The following is a 17,676-nucleotide window of genomic DNA, read 5'->3' as shown; positions in this document are numbered from 1 at the left end:
AAATGCTTAAACATATAAATATATAGGAGGTGAGTGCTATGATGAGGGAATTTGAAATCGAAAGACAATTCAATATAAAAATTGAAGTGATAAGACCTAATAAAGGCATCTATTATTTAAAAACAAACGCTGGAGAACGCTGCTTAAAAAGAATAAATTTTGGTGCTCAAAAGTTATTGTTTGTTTGCGGAGCTAAGGAGCATCTTATTAATAATGGTTTTACCAAAGTGGACAGGTACTATTTAAATAATGAAGGAGAACCCTATGCTATAGTTAATGAAGATTTATATACATTAACAGAGTGGATACAAGGAAGGGAGTGTGATTTTCATAATATAAATGATGTGGAAATTGCAGCTAAAGGGCTTGCAAAATTACATGAGGCGAGTAAGGGATATGATCCTCCAGAAAACTCAAAACTTAAAAGTGATTTAGGTAGATGGCCACATTTAATGGAAAAAAGAATTAAATCTTTAGATAAAATGCGTGATATGGCAAGAAAAAGAAATAATAAAACAGAGTTTGATATGACGTATATAAAGAGTATGGAAAATTATAAGGCATTGGCAATAAGAGCTAATAACATATTAAAGTCATCAGAGTATGAAACTATATGTGCTTTAACAGAAGAGGAGAAGAGTTTTTGTCATCATGATTATACTTATCATAACATAATTCTAGATAATACTAATGAAGTTAATATTATAGATTTTGATTATTGTAAAAGAGAAGTTAGGAGTTATGATATTGCAAACTTCATAACTAAAGTCTTGAAGAGAAATGAATGGAATATAAGTTATGCAGAGAGAATAATATCTGCTTATAATTCAGTAAGTGAGCTTAAAGAAAGTGAATATAGGTTGATATTTGCATTTCTCGTATTTCCACAAAGATACTGGAGATTAGCTAATAGATTTTATTATAATGAGGTTACCTGGGGACAAAATACTTTTAATAAGAAAATAAATTCAATAATAGAAGAAAATCAGAATTATACTAAATTTATAGAGGACTTCAAGGTTTTATATAATCAATGCGAATAGTAATTTAAATTCAAGGTGGTTATGAATAAAATGAAATGATACCCTTAGTTAATTAAAGATTAGCTAAGGGTATAAATATATAAACTTATTTTAATAATAAGCACCTATTACGATATTTATCCATATTATGAAGAGAAGAAGTAATTTTAGGAGAAAAGGTAGTGTATGAACGTTGGGGATTATGTAGTTAGAAAATCTTATGGAAGGGATATAACCTTTAAAATAATAGATATAAAAAATGTCAATAATGAAAAGGTATATATTTTGAAAGGTATAAATATTAGAATAATAGCTGATGCTAAAAAAGAAGATTTAGAAGAGGTTGATGAAAAGTTTTCTGGGGAAAAAGATAAAATTTTTAACTCAAGAGTAAATGCTGCTATAAAAAGAGTTATGGTAGCGAGGGGCGTTGATACAAATAGAGGTAATAAGTCTCAAAAAATAGTAACAGAAAATGAAATGACATTTGGAAGACCGGGAAAAATATTACATGTAGATGGAGATCCTAATTATTTAGAGGTGTGTCTTAAAGTGTACAAGCAATTGAATTTAAATGCTGTAGGAAAATCCATACCAGAAAGGGAGCAGCCATCAGAGATTGTGGATTTAGTAAAAGAGCATAAACCAGATATTGTTGTCTTGACAGGACATGATGGTGTGCTTAAAAGATCTAATAATTATTTAGATTTAAATAATTATAGAAATTCAAAATATTTTATAGAAGCTGTTAGTAATCTTAGGGATTATAATTCAAGTTATGATGAGCTTATAATATTTGCTGGTGCTTGTCAATCCTGTTACGAAAATATATTAGATGCAGGTGCTAATTTCGCTTCTAGTCCAAATAGAGTTCTTATTCATTGTTTAGATCCTGTGTTTGTTTGTGAAAAAGTAGCGTATGCTACAATAAGTGAAGTGGTTTCAATAAATGAGGTTATAGAAAATACTATAACAGGAATAAAGGGAATTGGTGGTTTACAAACAAGAGGGAAATATAGAGAAGGGTATCCAAAATCACAATATCAAAGTTAAATAGATTGATAAACTTTGAAAGATAAAAATTAAATAGATTAGTAGATTTTTTAAGATATAGAAAGGGAAAAATTTCTATATCTTTATTTTATAATTTTCTTATTTTTACTATACCTTATAGGATTTATTATGAAATAAAAGATATAAATAAAGAAATATAAAGATAAATTATTTTTAAAATTAATTATATTGTAATTTGAGGATAATAATTCAAAAACATAAAATCCTTTCATAGAATTAAATAATCTAAGAAGTAAATAATAAATGTGTAATGTATATGAAATTTTAGAATTGTTATCTTAAGGGAGGGATTTTAGATGGCTAAACAAGGAAAAAATACTGGAAGTAACCAATGGGCATCACAATCAAATAACTTTGGATTTAATCCAAGAACTCAAAAACAAAATAAGTCAGAAAATGATAACCAAGGGACATCAACTATTAAAAAATAAAGTTGTGTATGGTTAAGATAAAGGAGTGAAGATGAAGTGTCAAAAAATAGAAAGACTAGAAATAATAAAAAAGAAGATGGTAAATTTAAGTCCAAAAATATAAAGCATGATCCTCAGGCAGAAAGTTCAAGAGCAGTATTTAGTGAACCAAAGATTCATGAATTAGAATAAATATATTTAATAAGATTTATGAAGGTTTATCTAGATTACAGATAAACCTTTAGCTTTTGTTATTCTTAACTTCTATTTGAAATTGATTTGTTTTTCCCATCATATAAGATAACTTAATTATATTTTTTTCTTCTATAGTCATGGTTCTATTAAACATTTTTTCAAATTGATTTAAAAGTGAATCTACATCCAAAGTTAATTTTGTTTTACTAGTTCTAGCTGACTTATGAGGCAAATAAAGTTTAGGGGTAATATTTTGGTTGTAAATTTTTTTGAAAATTTCTGCAGTGTAAAACGCGTCATTTAAAGCATTATGAAATGAAACCTCAGTAGGTATTTTTAAAATCTCTACAGTATTACGAAGGCCAATATTAGTTCCAGTAGGGCATTTGAGATACTTGGAAGCATGACTTTGAATATCTATATAACTTTTTGGAATTAAGGAAGTTTTTAACTTATGATATTCTATGTTTCTAATTAATTCTTTTATATCTGTCATTCCCCAAGTGCATAAGATATTATTATTATTAGAGTCTATAAACTTAACAAAGGTATTATAAATATCTTTGAAAGAAGATGCATTACTTAAATCTTCTTCCTTTATATTAGTTAAATTTTTTACAAATGGGTGAAATGTAGTATATACAACAGGTCTAATTAATTCATTAAATGTTGATAAGACGTTTAAGTCAGTATCAAGTTTTAATGCACCAATTTGTATTATTTCGAAGGGACATTTTGGATTAGATAAAATCGTGCTTTGATTAAATTCTAAATCAATAATTATGTAATACATTCAACAATCTCCTATAAAGTTATAACTTAAATTCTTTATTTTAAATATTAATTATTATAACCACAAAAGTTATTTAAATATCATTAAATATTTAAATAACTTTAATACAGCATTTTACATAATTATTACGAAAAATTATCATATTTGAAAATAACAGTTAAATAAATATTGTTTTTATAAGATAATGTTAATTATTTTATAGAATATGAATAAATAATAGCATATTACAAAGAATAGTAAAGGATGTTTAAAGGGAATACATAAATTAACAGAAAATTTACATTGACAAACTAAAACAAATAGTGATAAAATAATTGTTTTATTTGACAAAAACATCTATTGGTATTATAATATAATATGAAAGAGGGTGTTAAAAATGGAAAGAATTAGAACACTAGCTTCTATCAAAAGAGATATTGAAAACCATGTTGGAGAAAAAGTAACCTTGAAAGCTAACGGAGGAAGACGAAGAATTCTTGTTAATAAAGGTGTACTAGAAAGTGTTTATCCAAGTATATTCGTGGTTAGATTAGAAGCCGACACCCAAAGGACAGTGACTTATAGTTATTCAGATGTACTTACTAAGACAGTTCAACTTGTATTTGTAGGATAATAAAAGGAGTTTCCATTTTGTTTGGAAGCTCTTTTTATTTTATATAAAATAAAATTGTTAATTATGAAATAAAAAGATATAAAAAAAGAAAGATGGTGGGTTTCCATCTTTCAACTATGGTATAAAAGGGTATTGAGAATTTATGAGAGGTTATATGGTCAATAACCATCTTTATAATACGACATATTTTTATGTTTGTCAACTGTTTTTAAGAATTTCGACAAAGTTTTTTGAAAATAATTTATTATTGTGTAAATAATAAAAATATTAATATATATTATTAACAAATATATGAAAATATATAATTATTTTTATAACTAGTTTCCAATGTTAGTTCAATTAAATCATAATCAAATTTAGTAAATTAAATAATATTTTTTAATTTTAAGGCATCATTCAAAACAAGTCAATATTTATTTATAATAAAGAGAAAAAATAGTCATAAACTTAAGTGGTCATATATATACATTATAGTAGGTAAATTATAGGAGGTATATTATGGCTGATTTAGATGTTATAAAAGAAAATATTGAAGTAGAAAAACCTGTTTTAGAAAGCACAGCAGATAAAGTCTTAAAGGGAGAATATTTAATACCAGATACACATCCTGATGTTCATAAGGTTTTATCAGTTGAGGCAAAACCTATTATTACAAACAAGGAAGTGCAACAAGACAGAGGCTTAATAGAGGTACAAGTAAATTATAATGTAATTTATTTAGCTAAAGAGGAGGATGGTTTAGGAACAGACTATGTTTCATATGAAGATAAGTTTTCAAATTTTGTAGATATAGTTGGTGCCGAACATAAAATGCTATGCGATGCTAACTGCGAATTAGAACATATTAATGTAAATATTATTAATGAAAGGAAAATCAGCATAGAAAGCTATTTCCGTACTAAATGTTATATATCTAAGAATGAGAATATTGAGTTTGTAAAAGATATAGAAGGTACTGGAGATTTACAAAGTAAGAAAAAACCTGATACTTTAGAAAAAACCATGTCTACAAATCAAGTAGTAATGCCACTTAAAACACAAATAAAAGTAGCTACAGATAAACCACAAATAGGAAAAATAATAAAGATGAATCTAATGCTTCATAAAAAGGATATTAAAGCTAGTGAAGATAAATTGAATTTTTCTTGTTTTTGTAAGGTAGATTTTGTATATAGAGCTGCTGATAGTAAAGATCTTGTAAATGTAGATGATGATGTTTTTTTAAGTACAGAAGAACCTGTAATTGGTTTATCATCAGATATGATGGCAAATGCGAATTTTGAGATTATGAATTGTGAATATAAGATATTACAAGATGATCTAGGTGAGTCTAGAATAATAGATGTAAATGCTGAAGTTAAGGCTACAGCTAAAGTTTCTAAAACAGAAAATATAGAAGTTTTAGAAGATGCATACTCACCAACTAAAAATTTAGAAGTAAAAAAAGAAACTCATAAGATGATTAAAACTGTAGGTCAAAATTCAAATGAAACTATAGTTAAGGATAATATTTATTTAGATGAATCAGACCCTGATCCAGTTCAAATAGTTAGTACTAATGCTAATATAGCTGCACTTGAAAATAAGGTATCTGATAATAAGGTAAATGTTGAGGGTGTAGTTAAGGTTGAAGTTATCTATAAATGTAGTGATGAAGAAAAGCATTTAGCAAAGATAACTGGTGAAATACCATTTAATACATCTATAGATATACCTGATGCTTTAGAAGGTATGGAAAGTATGGTAAAAGCTTTTATAGAAGGCTTACAAGCTAATATAGAAGCTCATACAATAGCTATAAAGGCTATTGTATTTACACAGGCAAAGGTTACTGATAATGTTGAAAAAGAATACATCAAAGAAATTGAAGAAAAGGAAGGTGAAAAGCCAGAAAAGAAAGCTTCAATTATCATTTATGTTATTCAAGAAGGGGATAAATTATGGGATTTAGCTAAAAAATATAATACAACAGTAGAAGACATTATGAGTTTAAACAGTATGGAAAGTGAAGAAGAACTAAAACCAGGAGAAAAAATAATAATACCTGGAAGAGCTATGATGTAAATATAATAAAAAAGTGGATGTATCAGAGATTTGGTACATCCATTTTTAAATGAATGCATTTTTTTAAAGATTAAGTGATTTTATGTGATTTTTGATAAATTAAATTTTATTTATCAAAGTAAAAAAATACATAAAATCACTTTTTTACGCTTGATTTGGTTTGTTTTAGTGAATAATTAAAACTATTATGGTTAAAATAAAAAATGCGTGATTAGGGGTGATTTTAATGTTTACAAACGCTAAAGGAAATTTAATCATAATAGGAGGAGCAGAGGACAAAGAAGGAGAAAAGAATATATTAAAATTTGTAGCAAGTAAAATTAGAAATCAAAATGAGCTATTACTTATAGTTACAATAGCTACTGAGTATCCTGAGGAGGCTGCTAGAAAATATACTAATGTCTTTAAAAATCTAGGAGTTAATAGTATAAAGACATTGGATGTAAGTGAAAGAAGTGACTGTAATAAAGAAGAAAATATAAAACTTATTAATGAAGCTAAAGTAATATTTTTTACTGGAGGAGATCAAGTTAGAATTACTAGTATTATAGGGGGAACACCTATATATAGTGAAATGGGTAAAATGATTAAAAATGGTTGTTATTTTGTAGGGACTTCAGCAGGAGCATCTGTTATGAGCGATACTATGATAGTTGGAGGGGATGATGAGGAATCACCTAAAAAATGTACATTAAAAATGGCTCCAGGTTTAGGTTTTTTAGAAAATATAATAATAGATCAACATTTTGCACAAAGAGGCAGAATAGGGAGGTTGCTTGTAGGAGTAGCTCAAAACCCAGAAATTTTAGGTATTGGGATAGACGAAGATACTGCTATAGTAGTTAATAATGATATATTAGAAGTTATAGGTAGTGGTGCTGTATATATAGTAGATGGAAGTCAAATATCATATAGCAATGTTTCGGAACAATACCAAGATGAACTTTTAAGTATGTTTAATGTAAAAATGCATGTATTAACTTTTGGAAAAAAATTCAATATAAAAACTAAGGTACCTTTTGAGGAGGAAAGAGCAAAAAATGAAAATCATTAACGAGCGTATTTTTAAGGGGAAAAATATTTATTCTCACAAAAAATCTATAAGAATTGATGTTGATTTAGAAGGATACGCAGAAATACCCACTAAAGATATACCAGATTTTAATTACAATTTAACTAAGATGATACCTGAATTATATAAGCATCGTTGTGGAATCGATGAAGAACATGGCTTTGTTAAAAGGCTTAATGAAGGGACGTATTTAGCCCATGTTTTTGAGCATACAATAATAGCTATTCAAAATATGTTAGGGATTGATCTAGCATATGGTAAAGCTAGAGAAATAGCAGGTGATAGATATTATATTATTTTTCAATATGAATATGAAAAAACTGCGGTAGCCATAAGTAAATTGGCAGAACAGATAATAAATTCTCTTATAAATAGAAATCCAATAGATTTTAAAGTAAGGCTTGAATATATAAAAAAGTTAATGAAACAAGAAACACTTGGAGCATCTACAAAGGCCATTTGTGAAGCTGCTAAAAAATATGGGTTACCTATTTTGAGATTAGGAAATAGTAATGTTTACCAAATGGGTTATGGAAAGTGTGGTAGGATTTTTGGAGCTACCGTAGGACATAATACAAGATGTATAGCTACTGATATTGCATGTGATAAAGAGTTAACAAAGAATATTTTAGAAGCTCATTTTATACCCGTTGCAGAAGGTAGAAAGATATATAATACAATAAACCTTTTAAAAGAGGCTGACTTAATAGGTTATCCTGTAGTTTTAAAACCTCAGTATGGAAGTAAAGGTGAGGGTGTAATTTTAAATATAAAAAATAAAGAAGAACTTTTAAGTTCATATAGAACTTTATCGGAGCAATATAAAGATATAATTTTAGAAAAATATATAAAAGGTGATGATTATAGGATTTGTATAGTTGACTATAAGGTAGTAGCTGTATCTCTTAGAATTCCACCTAATGTGATTGGAGATGGAACTAAAAGTATTAAAGAACTTATAAGAGAACTTAATTCTGATCCTAGAAGGGGTGAGGATCATGAAAATATATTAACAAAAATAAAGATAGATGAGGTTTTGCTAAATTGCTTAAAACTTCAAGGTTTTTCAATAGATTCTATACCGGTAAATGGGCAGGTAGTTAAATTAAGAGAGAACGCTAATCTTTCAACTGGAGGGTGTTCAGAAGATTATACATCTGAGATTTGTGAGGAGAATAAAGATATATGTATAAGAGCCGCTAAAGCTATAGGATTAGATATTTGTGGCGTAGATATATGCATAGATGATATAAGAAAACCACTATATGGTAATGGAGTTGTTATGGAAGTTAATGCGGCACCTGGTATAAGAATGCATCATTATCCTTGTAAAGGTGAAGCTCACGATGTTGCAGATGAAATAGTTAAAGCTATGTATAATGGTAAGCCTAAAAATATACCGTTAATATCTGTTACAGGTACAAATGGAAAAACTACAACTACAAGGTTTATAGCTTATGTTATGAAACTTATAGGATATAAGGTTGGAATGACCAGTACTGGAGGAATTTATGTTGATGGCAAGTGTATAGATTTAGGAGATGATACTGGTGCAGAAAGTGCAAGAGCTATTTTGCTAAACCCAGATGTAGATATAGCCGTGTTAGAAACTGCAAGAGGTGGAATGATAAAAAGAGGTTTAGCTTATGATGAGGCTGATATAGGCGTTATAACTAATATAACAGAAGATCATTTGGGTATTGATGGCATAAATGACCTAGAAGAACTGAGTAAAGTGAAAGCTTTAGTTGTAGAGGCTGTTAAGAAGGATGGTTATGCTGTTATAAATGCTGATGATAAGTGGAGTGTGCATATATTAGATAGGATAAAAGCTCGTAAGATATTATTTTCCATGAAGGGCTTTAGCGAACTTCTAAGGTCTAATGTAGAAGATGGAAATCCAGTGGTGTATTTAGAGGAAGGCAAAATAATAGTTTATAATAATTTTAAAAAGTATATTTTGTGTGATGAAAAAGATGTTGCTATAGGGCTTGAAGGAAAGCTTAAATATAATATAGAAAATGCTTTAGCAGCTATAGCTGCTTTGGTTGGAGTAAAGGTTGATTATTGCATAATAGTAAAAGCATTAAAGGAATTTTCTTTGAATGAAGAATTTAACCCAGGAAGATTCAATCAATATGATTTAGATGGTGTAAATGTTGTTCTTGATTATGGCCATAATATAAATGGATATAGGGCTGTAATAGAATCTGTTAAAGACATGGGATTTAACAAATTGATTGGAGTTATAGGTGTTCCTGGTGATAGAACAGACTCTTCTATTATAAAAATTGGTGAGTTTTGTGGTGATAGATTTAACAGTATAGTAATAAAGGAAGACATGGATAAAAGAGGCAGAAAAGATAATGAAGTTGCAGAATTATTAAGAAAAGGTGTATTAAAAAAAGCAAATTCAAAACATATAAATGTAGTTTTAGATGAAGTTGAAGCTTTGGATTTTGCTTTGAAAAATGCTAATAAAGGTGATTTAATTATAATATTTTTTGAAGATTATAATCGTATAATAACTTATATAAAGAAAAAGAAAAGTTATATTGAGTCTATGAAAAAAGCAATAGAAAGTTAAAAGTAGGGATTATTTTATGTCATATACATAAGGTAATCCTTTTTAATAAGGAAAGTCTTTTTTTTAAATCACAATATGATAATATAATTATAAGAAATAAAGAATTTTATATAAGGGAGATTAAGCTAGTGAGAAAAAAGGCATATGCTAAAATAAATATTGCATTAGATGTTATAGGCAAGAGAGAAGATGGATATCATTTATTAAAGATGGTAATGCAGACAATTGACTTATATGATGAAATTGAAGTGAAGAAAAATCATTTAAAGACTATTAAGCTTAATTGTAACAGAAAGTACATACCAACAGATGATCGAAATTTAGCATTTAAAGCAGCTAAGCTTTTTAAAGAACACTTTAATATACAGGAAGGTGTAGACATATATATTAAAAAAAATATTCCCGTGTCTGCTGGGATGGCAGGGGGCAGTACTAATGCAGCAGCTGTTTTATATTTAATGAATAAAGAGTTTAATGTAAATGCAAGTATAGAAGAGTTGAGAGAACTGGGAGTTAAAATAGGTGCAGATGTACCATATTGCATAGAAGGTGGTACTGCGCTTTGTGAAGGAATTGGAGAAGTTATAACAAACTTAAAACCATTTAAGGATAAAATTTTGGTAATAGTAAAACCACCTTTTGGAGTATCTACTAAAGAAGTTTATGGAACTTTGGATATAAATAAGATTTTTAAACATGTAAGGGTAGATGATCTTATTTCGGCTATGGAGAGAGAGGATTTAGTTTTTGTAGCAGAAAATATGAAAAATATATTAGAAAATGTTACGCTTAGGAAACATAATGTGTTAAGGAATATAAAAGATGAAATGATAGAATGTGGTGCAATGGGGTCAATGATGAGTGGGAGTGGTCCTACTGTATTTGCATTCTTTGAAGATATGCCTAAAGCTCAAAGATGTTATGATGTTATGAAAAAAAAATATAAAGATGTATTTATAACTAGAACTATATAAATCTAATTGATTATTGAAATATAATTTTACTTAAATAAAATTATATGAATAAATAATACACCTCTTGTCAATAATTAAGTTATCAGGGGGTGTTTTGAATGAAAAAAATAATAATTTGTGCATTAAGTATAATAATATTAGTAACATCTACAATGATTGTTTTATCGTTACCTGTGGATAGTAATGATGGACAAACCTATAAAGAAAATACTGAAGAGGATATAAGTAATAAGCTTATAAGATTTCATGTCATAGCAAATAGTGATAAGGATGAAGATCAAAATCTTAAGTTAAAGGTCAGAGATGGAATATTAAAATATATTGAACCAAAATTAAAAGATTCTAAAAGTATAGAAGAATCAAGAAAAATATTGAAAAAAAATAATGATGAAATTTTAGCAATTGCAAGTAGTATTATAAAAAGTAATGGTTATAATTATAAAGTTAAATCTACATTAGATAGAGAGAATTTTCCGGAAAAAACTTATGGTAATATAACACTGCCTCAAGGAGAATATGAGGCATATAGAGTTTTAATTGGTAGTGCTTCTGGGAAAAATTGGTGGTGTGTGATGTTTCCACCACTATGTTTTGTGGATATAACAAAGGGACAAGTAGCTTATAAAGAAACTGAAAATCAGATGAAGAAGGTTTTAAATAATGCTGAATATGAAAAGATAGATAACACAAAAGAAAAAACGAAGAAAGATAAAAAAATTAATTTTAGATTTAAAATAGTTGATAAAATAAAGGAATTAATTGATAAAAAATAAAAAGGAGTGCTGTACAAAGAGTTTATTACTCTTTGTAAGAACTCTTTTATCTTTAATTATTTTAAAGTTTCCATTATTTTATCTGCTATTTCTGCTAAAACAGGCATTCTATACATCTCATTTTTACACGCAGTAGAAACACCTTTAATAACAACTAATATATATAGTATGAATAAAGCTAACCTAAAAATTGATATAAGTGGAAAATCGATAAAACCTAAAATGGTAGAGCATATAGCGTAGAGTATACCAAAGGCCATAGCTTGTGCACCATGAAATTTTAAAGTGAGATTTTCTTTTTCAATAAAAAATATAACTGCCCCACCTATTAAACTAAAAAAGTAACATAAGAAAGCTTTTAGTCCTAAATTATTATCCAAAATAAGTCCTCCATATTTAATAATTACATTTAAAGTATATTGTTATACTTTAATTTAAATTACTAGCATTTCAAATTTTACATTTTTGATTTTAACTATTTATTAATAAACATTGACTATTTTACATAAAAAAATTAAACTAATAAATGTAACTTGAGAAGGAGTGATGATATATGACTAGAGCATTAGCTATGATATCAGGAGGTTTAGATAGTATATTAGCTGCTAAACTTGTAAAAAATCAAGGTGTGGAAGTAATAGGAATATGTTTTAAATCGTATTTTTTTGGCCCAGAAAATGCTAAGAGAATGTGTGCGCAAATAGATATACCTTTAGAGGTAGTAGACTTTTCAAAAGAACATTTTGAAATGGTAAAGAAACCTAAGCATGGACATGGTAAAAATATGAATCCATGTATAGACTGTCATGCTATGATGATGAAATATTCAGGTGAACTTTTAAAAAAATTCAATGCAGATTTTATTATAACAGGTGAGGTTTTAAATCAAAGACCTATGTCTCAAAATAGAAGTGCATTAGACATAGTAAAAAAGGAATCTGGATTTAGTGATAAGATTTTAAGACCATTGTGTGCTAAAAATCTTAAACCTACAGATATGGAAATTAGTGGATTGATAGATCGTGAAAAACTTCTAAATATAACTGGAAGAGGAAGACAAGTTCAAATGAAACTTGCAGATGAGTGGGGGATCAAAGACTATCCATCACCAGCAGGAGGATGTAAATTAACTGAGCCTAACTACTCATTAAGACTTAGAGATTTAGTGGATCATCAGGAAATTATAGATGCATCAGAACTTGATATGCTTAAACTTGGAAGACATTTTAGAAACTCTGAAAAATGTAAAATAATAGTTGCAAGAACTGGTGAAGAATCAGAGCTTATGAAGAAATATTTAAATGAAGAGGATATCTTATTTATACCAACTAATTATACAGGGGCTCTTGTAATTGTTAGGGGAGATTATGAAGAGGATGATCTTATTTTAGCTGCAAGAATAGCTGCTAGATATAGTAAAGGCCGTGAGATGGATGAAGTAGAAGTTAAATATGGAAAAAATAATACTGCTTTTACTAAAAAATTAATAGTGGTCCCAGCAAAGGATAAAGAGTTAGAGAAAATAATGATTAATTTAAAATAGTAGTTTGTTAAGGAGAATAGTATGGAAAAAAAGGCTATAATATCAATATCAAGTTGTCAAATGAAAAGTAAAGACAATATTATAGAAGTAATTACTCCGGGTGTTTTTCTTGTAGGTGATAATAACTTTGAGGCTTTTTATGAAGAAACTGAGGTTTCAGGTATGGATGGAACCAACACTAAGCTTTTTATAAAAGAAGATGTTGTGATTCTTGAAAGAGAAGGTACTACATCCACTAAAATGGAATTCAAAAAAGATAATAGTAGTGTAGCGTTGTATAATACACCTTATGGTATGCTTGAACTTCAAATAATAACTAAAGAATTAAATATAGATATAAATGAGAATGGTGGAGAAATTTCCATAAATTATGATCTTATAGTTGGAGATCAAAATCAAATGGATACAGATTTAAAAATAAAAATACAGGCTTAATAGAAAAAGTTTTACTTAATTTTTGATTAAGTAAAGCTTTTTTTTATGTATGGGGAAAACTTTCCTTAACTTTTAACTATGCATTATTAAATATAAAATGAGTATTTATAGAATCGAAACTTAAATAATTATATAGAATGTAATTGTGAATTATTTTAGAGATTTTAAAAAAATAAGAGAATTTTTCAATAATATTAAGGTTATGAAATTATGAAAATGGATACAATAAATAAAAATAAAAAAATACAAAAAAAAAGACTAGATTAATATAAAAAGATATGATAGAATACTATCTATGTTGTTTAGACAACAAAAATCCCATTTTAAGAGGGGTAATTACTATTATAATAATTAAAAATGAAAATGTCAACATTTTTTAAATAAAAACTTTAGGAGGAATAAATACATGAAGAATACCAAATATATATTTGTAACTGGTGGAGTTGTTTCATCGTTAGGAAAAGGAATAACAGCAGCATCATTAGGAAGACTTTTAAAGAATAGAGGATTAAAGGTTAGAATACAAAAATTTGATCCATATCTAAATGTAGATCCAGGTACTATGAGTCCGTATCAACATGGAGAAGTTTTTGTAACAGATGATGGTGCAGAAACAGATTTAGATTTAGGTCATTATGAAAGATTTATAGATGAAAATTTAACTAAAAACTCTAACGTAACTACAGGTAAGATATATTGGTCGGTAATATCTAAGGAAAGAAAAGGTGAATATTTAGGTGGCACTGTTCAAGTTATTCCTCATATAACAAATGCTATAAAAGATAGAGTATTTAGAGTAGCTAAAGAAAGTGATGTAGATGTTGTAATTACTGAAATAGGTGGAACAGTTGGAGATATAGAATCATTACCATTCTTAGAAGCTATAAGACAAATAAAATATGATGCTGGAAGAGAAAATGTATGTTTTATACATGTAACTTTAGTTCCTTTCTTAGGAAAGGCTGGAGAGCTTAAGACAAAACCAACACAACATTCAGTTAAGGAATTAAGAAGTATAGGTATTCAGCCAGACATTATAGTATGTAGATCAGAAAAAGAAATTTCAAAAGATTTAAGAAATAAAATAGGATTGTTCTGTAATTTAGAAGGAGATTCAGTAATACAAAATCTTGATGCAGAGCATTTATATGAAGTTCCATTATTATTACATGAAGAAGGCTTAGATAACTTAGTTTGTGAAAAGTTAAACTTAGGTTGTAGAGATATTGATAATACTGAATGGATAGATATGGTTAACAGACTTAAAAATCTTTCAAAGAAAACTAGAATTGCTTTAGTAGGGAAGTATGTAGAATTACATGATGCATATATATCAGTAGTTGAAGCATTGAGCCATGGTGGATTAGCTAATGATTCAGATGTTGAAATAAAATGGGTAAATGCAGCAGAATTAGATGCAGCAAATGCAGATGAATTATTAGGTGATGTAGATGGAGTTTTAGTTCCAGGTGGTTTTGGAGATAGAGGAGTTGAAGGAAAGATAGAAGCTATTAGATGGGCTAGAGAAAATAAAGTTCCTTTCCTTGGAATCTGTTTAGGAATGCAATGTGCAGTTATAGAATTTGCTAGAAATGTATTAGGTTATGAAGGAGCAAATTCATCAGAAATAGATCCTGAAACAAAATATCCAGTTATAGATTTAATGCCTGAACAAAAAGATGTTGAGGATTTAGGTGGAACTATGAGACTTGGATTATATCCATGTAAATTGGAAAAGGATACTTTCTGTCATACAGCTTATGGAGATGAATTAATATATGAAAGACATAGACATAGATATGAATTTTCAAATGAATTCAGAAAGGAAATAATTGATGCTGGAATGGTTCTTTCAGGAACTTCACCAGACGGAAGATTAGTTGAATGCGTTGAAGTTAAGGATCATCCTTGGTTTGTAGCAGTTCAATTTCATCCAGAATTAAAATCAAGACCAAGTAGACCACATAAATTATTTGTAGATTTTATAAAAGCAACTTTAAAATAATTATTTAAATTAAAGAAGACTTTATAACAATTTCTTTACAAATAATTGGGGGTGGAGAATATAACTTTAAGAGTTTTATATGATGTAACTTTTAAAGTTTAATTCTTCACTCTTATTTTTCTTTTCTGAAAATAAAGGATTTTTTACATTTATATAGAATAAATATATAAGTTCAAATAAAGATTATTCAAAAAATTAAAATTGTTTTTATGTAGAATATTAATTAGAATATATATACATAGAAAATAGTTGAAAAATTCTTGTTTATGAAGCATAATACAAAGTGGAAAAAGTATGATGCAATATAAAAAATTATTTTTATGTAAAGCGATTGTTTATTTAAGAAAAGTTATGTTAATAATATAAATATATCTTTAAATTCTAATAAAAATTCTTTATATCTCACCATGTTTTAAATCCCTATTTATTATATTATCAATTTGGAGGTGCTGTTTTGGCAGTTTTAATATACGAAAATATGACACTAGTTCAGCTAAAAGAAATAGCTAAGGAACTAGGTGTTAAAAATATTACAAAATTTAAGAAAAGTGAGCTTATTGATGAAATAATTCGTTATTCACCAAATACTGTAGAAAAAGATGGTGTAGTTTTAAGGGAAAAAATTTCTCCTAAAATGCAAGATGAAGAAGTTTCAAATATAGACAATTCAAAAACAAAGAGTTTGAATAAAGAAATAGAAAAATCTGAAGAAGTTGTAGAAGAAGAAAAAAGTAATGGTTCAGGTTATGATTTTAAAACTAATAATTCAAATTATAATTTTAAATCTAATAATTCCACTTATGATTTCAAAACAAGCAATTCAACCTATGACTTTAAAACTAGTAATGATAGAAATAGTAATTTAGAAAATAGAGATGATGAGCAAAATGGGGAAAAGAAAGAAAGATTTAGAGAACTTGTAAATACTTCAGAGAGTGCGGTAGGCGTACTTGAAATATTAGATACAAATAATTTTGGCTTTTTAAGATGTAATAATTATTTAACTAGTCCCGATGATATTTATGTATCTCCATCACAAATAAGAAGATTTAATCTCAAGACTGGTGATGAAGTTACTGGTAAAGTTAGAACTCCTAAAGAAGGAGAAAAGTTTAAGGCTTTATTATATGTAGAAAGTGTAAATGGAGAGCATCCTAATGCTGCCATAGGTAGAAAAAACTTTGAAAGTTTAGTGCCTATATATCCAAATGAAAGACTTAGACTAGAAACAAATAATGAAAGAGATTTAAGTTCAAGGCTTATGGATATTATCTGTCCTATAGGAAAAGGTCAAAGAGGGATTATAGTAGCACCTCCTAAAGCAGGTAAAACAACACTACTTAAAAAGATAGCCCAAAATATATCTAAAAATTATCCAGATGTTAAACTCATAGTACTTTTAATAGATGAAAGACCAGAAGAAGTTACTGACATGAAAAGAAGTATAAATGGGGAAGTTATATATTCAACATTTGATGAAGAGCCAATGAATCATGCTAAGGTTGCTCAGATGGTTTTAGAAAGAGCTAAAAGGATGGTTGAACATGGGAAGGATGTTGTTATATTATTAGATTCTTTAACAAGATTATCAAGAGCATATAATCTTATAATAACACCAACTGGTAGAACACTATCAGGTGGTTTGGATCCTGGGGCATTACTTATGCCTAAAAAGTTCTTTGGAGCTGCTAGAAATATTGAAGAAGGTGGAAGCTTAACAATACTTGCTACAGCATTAGTTGAGACTGGGAGCAGAATGGATGATATGATATTTGAAGAGTTCAAAGGAACAGGAAATATGGAAGTTCACTTAGATAGAAAGCTTCAAGAAAGAAGAATATTCCCAGCTATAGACATTTATAAATCAGGAACAAGAAAAGAAGATTTATTACTAAATTCAGATGAAAAAGATGTTTCATATGCTCTTAGAAAAACTATGTATAAAGAAGGTAATATTGAAAGTATAACAGAAAATTTAATAAATCTTTTATCGAAAACAAAGAGTAATAGAGAGTTTATAGATGTTTTTTCAAAAGCAGATACTGAAAATAAACAAAGATAATTATTAAGATAAGTATAATTTTATAAATTATAAGTAGTTTAAATAGTATAAGAC

Annotated in this window: 16 protein-coding genes; 14 read left to right on the top strand and 2 right to left on the bottom strand. The window is 27.8% G+C overall.

Annotated elements, in window-relative coordinates:
- Positions 1–38 precede the first annotated feature (38 nt).
- From BUB01_RS20605 to BUB01_RS23880, 4 genes are all read left to right on the top strand, one after another.
- Entirely contained in the window at positions 39–1,043 is a 1,005-nt protein-coding gene (locus BUB01_RS20605) for a CotS family spore coat protein (RefSeq protein WP_072992972.1), read from the top strand.
- A gap of 165 nt (positions 1,044–1,208) precedes the next feature.
- Positions 1,209–2,075 carry a sporulation peptidase YabG gene (gene yabG / locus BUB01_RS20600; protein WP_072992969.1) on the top strand — a complete coding sequence of 289 codons (867 nt, stop codon included), beginning with the start codon at positions 1,209–1,211 and terminating at the stop codon, positions 2,073–2,075.
- Positions 2,076–2,392: 317 nt separating this feature from the next.
- Positions 2,393–2,527, top strand: coding sequence for a hypothetical protein (locus BUB01_RS23885; protein WP_278337163.1), 135 nt, complete (start codon positions 2,393–2,395; stop codon positions 2,525–2,527).
- A 36-nt stretch (positions 2,528–2,563) separates the two neighbouring features.
- Positions 2,564–2,698 carry a CPC_1213 family protein gene (locus tag BUB01_RS23880; protein WP_278337162.1) on the top strand — a complete coding sequence of 45 codons (135 nt, stop codon included), beginning with the start codon at positions 2,564–2,566 and terminating at the stop codon, positions 2,696–2,698.
- A gap of 49 nt (positions 2,699–2,747) precedes the next feature.
- On the opposite strand, the gene BUB01_RS20595 is transcribed toward BUB01_RS23880, so the two are convergent.
- Positions 2,748–3,494 carry a 3'-5' exonuclease gene (locus BUB01_RS20595; RefSeq protein WP_072992966.1) on the bottom strand — a complete coding sequence of 249 codons (747 nt, stop codon included), beginning with the start codon at positions 3,492–3,494 and terminating at the stop codon, positions 2,748–2,750.
- 376 nt (positions 3,495–3,870) lie between these two features.
- On the opposite strand from BUB01_RS20595, the gene BUB01_RS20590 reads away from it, so the two are divergent.
- The 6 genes from BUB01_RS20590 to spoIIR all read left to right on the top strand — a co-directional run bounded on the left by BUB01_RS20590 (position 3,871) and on the right by spoIIR (position 11,577).
- Complete coding sequence (locus tag BUB01_RS20590; RefSeq protein WP_072992963.1) at positions 3,871–4,107, top strand: Veg family protein; 237 nt, start codon at positions 3,871–3,873, stop codon at positions 4,105–4,107.
- Positions 4,108–4,605: 498 nt separating this feature from the next.
- Entirely contained in the window at positions 4,606–6,171 is a 1,566-nt protein-coding gene (locus tag BUB01_RS20585; protein WP_072992960.1) for a DUF3794 and LysM peptidoglycan-binding domain-containing protein, read from the top strand.
- 226 nt (positions 6,172–6,397) lie between these two features.
- On the top strand, positions 6,398–7,225 hold the full coding sequence (locus BUB01_RS20580) for a cyanophycinase (protein ID WP_072992957.1): 828 nt from the start codon (positions 6,398–6,400) through the stop codon (positions 7,223–7,225).
- Entirely contained in the window at positions 7,212–9,830 is a 2,619-nt protein-coding gene (cphA, locus tag BUB01_RS20575; protein WP_072992954.1) for a cyanophycin synthetase, read from the top strand. Before BUB01_RS20580 ends, cphA begins: the two co-directional genes overlap by 14 nt.
- A gap of 128 nt (positions 9,831–9,958) precedes the next feature.
- Positions 9,959–10,804: a 4-(cytidine 5'-diphospho)-2-C-methyl-D-erythritol kinase gene (ispE, locus tag BUB01_RS20570; protein WP_072992950.1), complete on the top strand. Its 846-nt coding sequence runs from the start codon at positions 9,959–9,961 to the stop codon at positions 10,802–10,804.
- 98 nt (positions 10,805–10,902) lie between these two features.
- On the top strand, positions 10,903–11,577 hold the full coding sequence (gene spoIIR / locus BUB01_RS20565) for a stage II sporulation protein R (protein ID WP_072992947.1): 675 nt from the start codon (positions 10,903–10,905) through the stop codon (positions 11,575–11,577).
- Between the two features lie 56 nt (positions 11,578–11,633).
- Here spoIIR and BUB01_RS20560 read toward each other — a convergent pair whose 3' ends face one another.
- Complete coding sequence (locus tag BUB01_RS20560; protein WP_072992944.1) at positions 11,634–11,957, bottom strand: magnetosome magnetite crystal formation protein family; 324 nt, start codon at positions 11,955–11,957, stop codon at positions 11,634–11,636.
- 173 nt (positions 11,958–12,130) lie between these two features.
- Between BUB01_RS20560 and BUB01_RS20555 the strand changes: the two genes are divergently transcribed.
- The 4 genes from BUB01_RS20555 to rho all read left to right on the top strand — a co-directional run bounded on the left by BUB01_RS20555 (position 12,131) and on the right by rho (position 17,622).
- On the top strand, positions 12,131–13,120 hold the full coding sequence (locus tag BUB01_RS20555) for a DUF814 domain-containing protein (protein WP_072992941.1): 990 nt from the start codon (positions 12,131–12,133) through the stop codon (positions 13,118–13,120).
- A gap of 21 nt (positions 13,121–13,141) precedes the next feature.
- Positions 13,142–13,555 carry a YwiB family protein gene (locus BUB01_RS20550; protein ID WP_072992938.1) on the top strand — a complete coding sequence of 138 codons (414 nt, stop codon included), beginning with the start codon at positions 13,142–13,144 and terminating at the stop codon, positions 13,553–13,555.
- A gap of 406 nt (positions 13,556–13,961) precedes the next feature.
- Positions 13,962–15,560, top strand: a complete 1,599-nt coding sequence (locus BUB01_RS20545) for a CTP synthase (protein WP_072992935.1) — start codon at positions 13,962–13,964, stop codon at positions 15,558–15,560.
- A 478-nt stretch (positions 15,561–16,038) separates the two neighbouring features.
- The gene (gene rho / locus BUB01_RS20540) at positions 16,039–17,622 is read left to right on the top strand and encodes a transcription termination factor Rho (RefSeq protein ID WP_072993055.1); all 1,584 of its coding nucleotides are present in this window, start codon (positions 16,039–16,041) and stop codon (positions 17,620–17,622) included.
- The last annotated feature ends 54 nt before the right edge of the window (positions 17,623–17,676 follow it).

The sequence above is a fragment of the Clostridium cavendishii DSM 21758 genome, from assembly GCF_900141845.1.
In the GTDB taxonomy this organism is placed as follows: domain Bacteria; phylum Bacillota; class Clostridia; order Clostridiales; family Clostridiaceae; genus Clostridium_AG; species Clostridium_AG cavendishii.
The sequence above is the reverse complement of the archived record's forward strand: the minus strand, read 5'-3'. Positions and strand labels throughout refer to the sequence as shown.

Bases quoted from the DNA above. Each gene is read 5' to 3' on its own strand.
- BUB01_RS20595 (WP_072992966.1), bottom strand. From the start codon at position 3,494: ATGTATTACATAATTATTGATTTAGAATTTAATCAAAGCACGATTTTA.
- BUB01_RS20545 (WP_072992935.1), top strand. From the start codon at position 13,962: ATGAAGAATACCAAATATATATTTGTAACTGGTGGAGTTGTTTCATCG.
- BUB01_RS20580 (WP_072992957.1), top strand. From the start codon at position 6,398: ATGTTTACAAACGCTAAAGGAAATTTAATCATAATAGGAGGAGCAGAG.
- yabG (WP_072992969.1), top strand. From the start codon at position 1,209: ATGAACGTTGGGGATTATGTAGTTAGAAAATCTTATGGAAGGGATATA.
- BUB01_RS20555 (WP_072992941.1), top strand. From the start codon at position 12,131: ATGACTAGAGCATTAGCTATGATATCAGGAGGTTTAGATAGTATATTA.
- BUB01_RS20605 (WP_072992972.1), top strand. From the start codon at position 39: ATGATGAGGGAATTTGAAATCGAAAGACAATTCAATATAAAAATTGAA.
- rho (WP_072993055.1), top strand. From the start codon at position 16,039: ATGACACTAGTTCAGCTAAAAGAAATAGCTAAGGAACTAGGTGTTAAA.
- cphA (WP_072992954.1), top strand. From the start codon at position 7,212: ATGAAAATCATTAACGAGCGTATTTTTAAGGGGAAAAATATTTATTCT.
- BUB01_RS20550 (WP_072992938.1), top strand. From the start codon at position 13,142: ATGGAAAAAAAGGCTATAATATCAATATCAAGTTGTCAAATGAAAAGT.
- BUB01_RS20585 (WP_072992960.1), top strand. From the start codon at position 4,606: ATGGCTGATTTAGATGTTATAAAAGAAAATATTGAAGTAGAAAAACCT.
- spoIIR (WP_072992947.1), top strand. From the start codon at position 10,903: ATGAAAAAAATAATAATTTGTGCATTAAGTATAATAATATTAGTAACA.
- BUB01_RS23885 (WP_278337163.1), top strand. From the start codon at position 2,393: ATGGCTAAACAAGGAAAAAATACTGGAAGTAACCAATGGGCATCACAA.
- BUB01_RS20590 (WP_072992963.1), top strand. From the start codon at position 3,871: ATGGAAAGAATTAGAACACTAGCTTCTATCAAAAGAGATATTGAAAAC.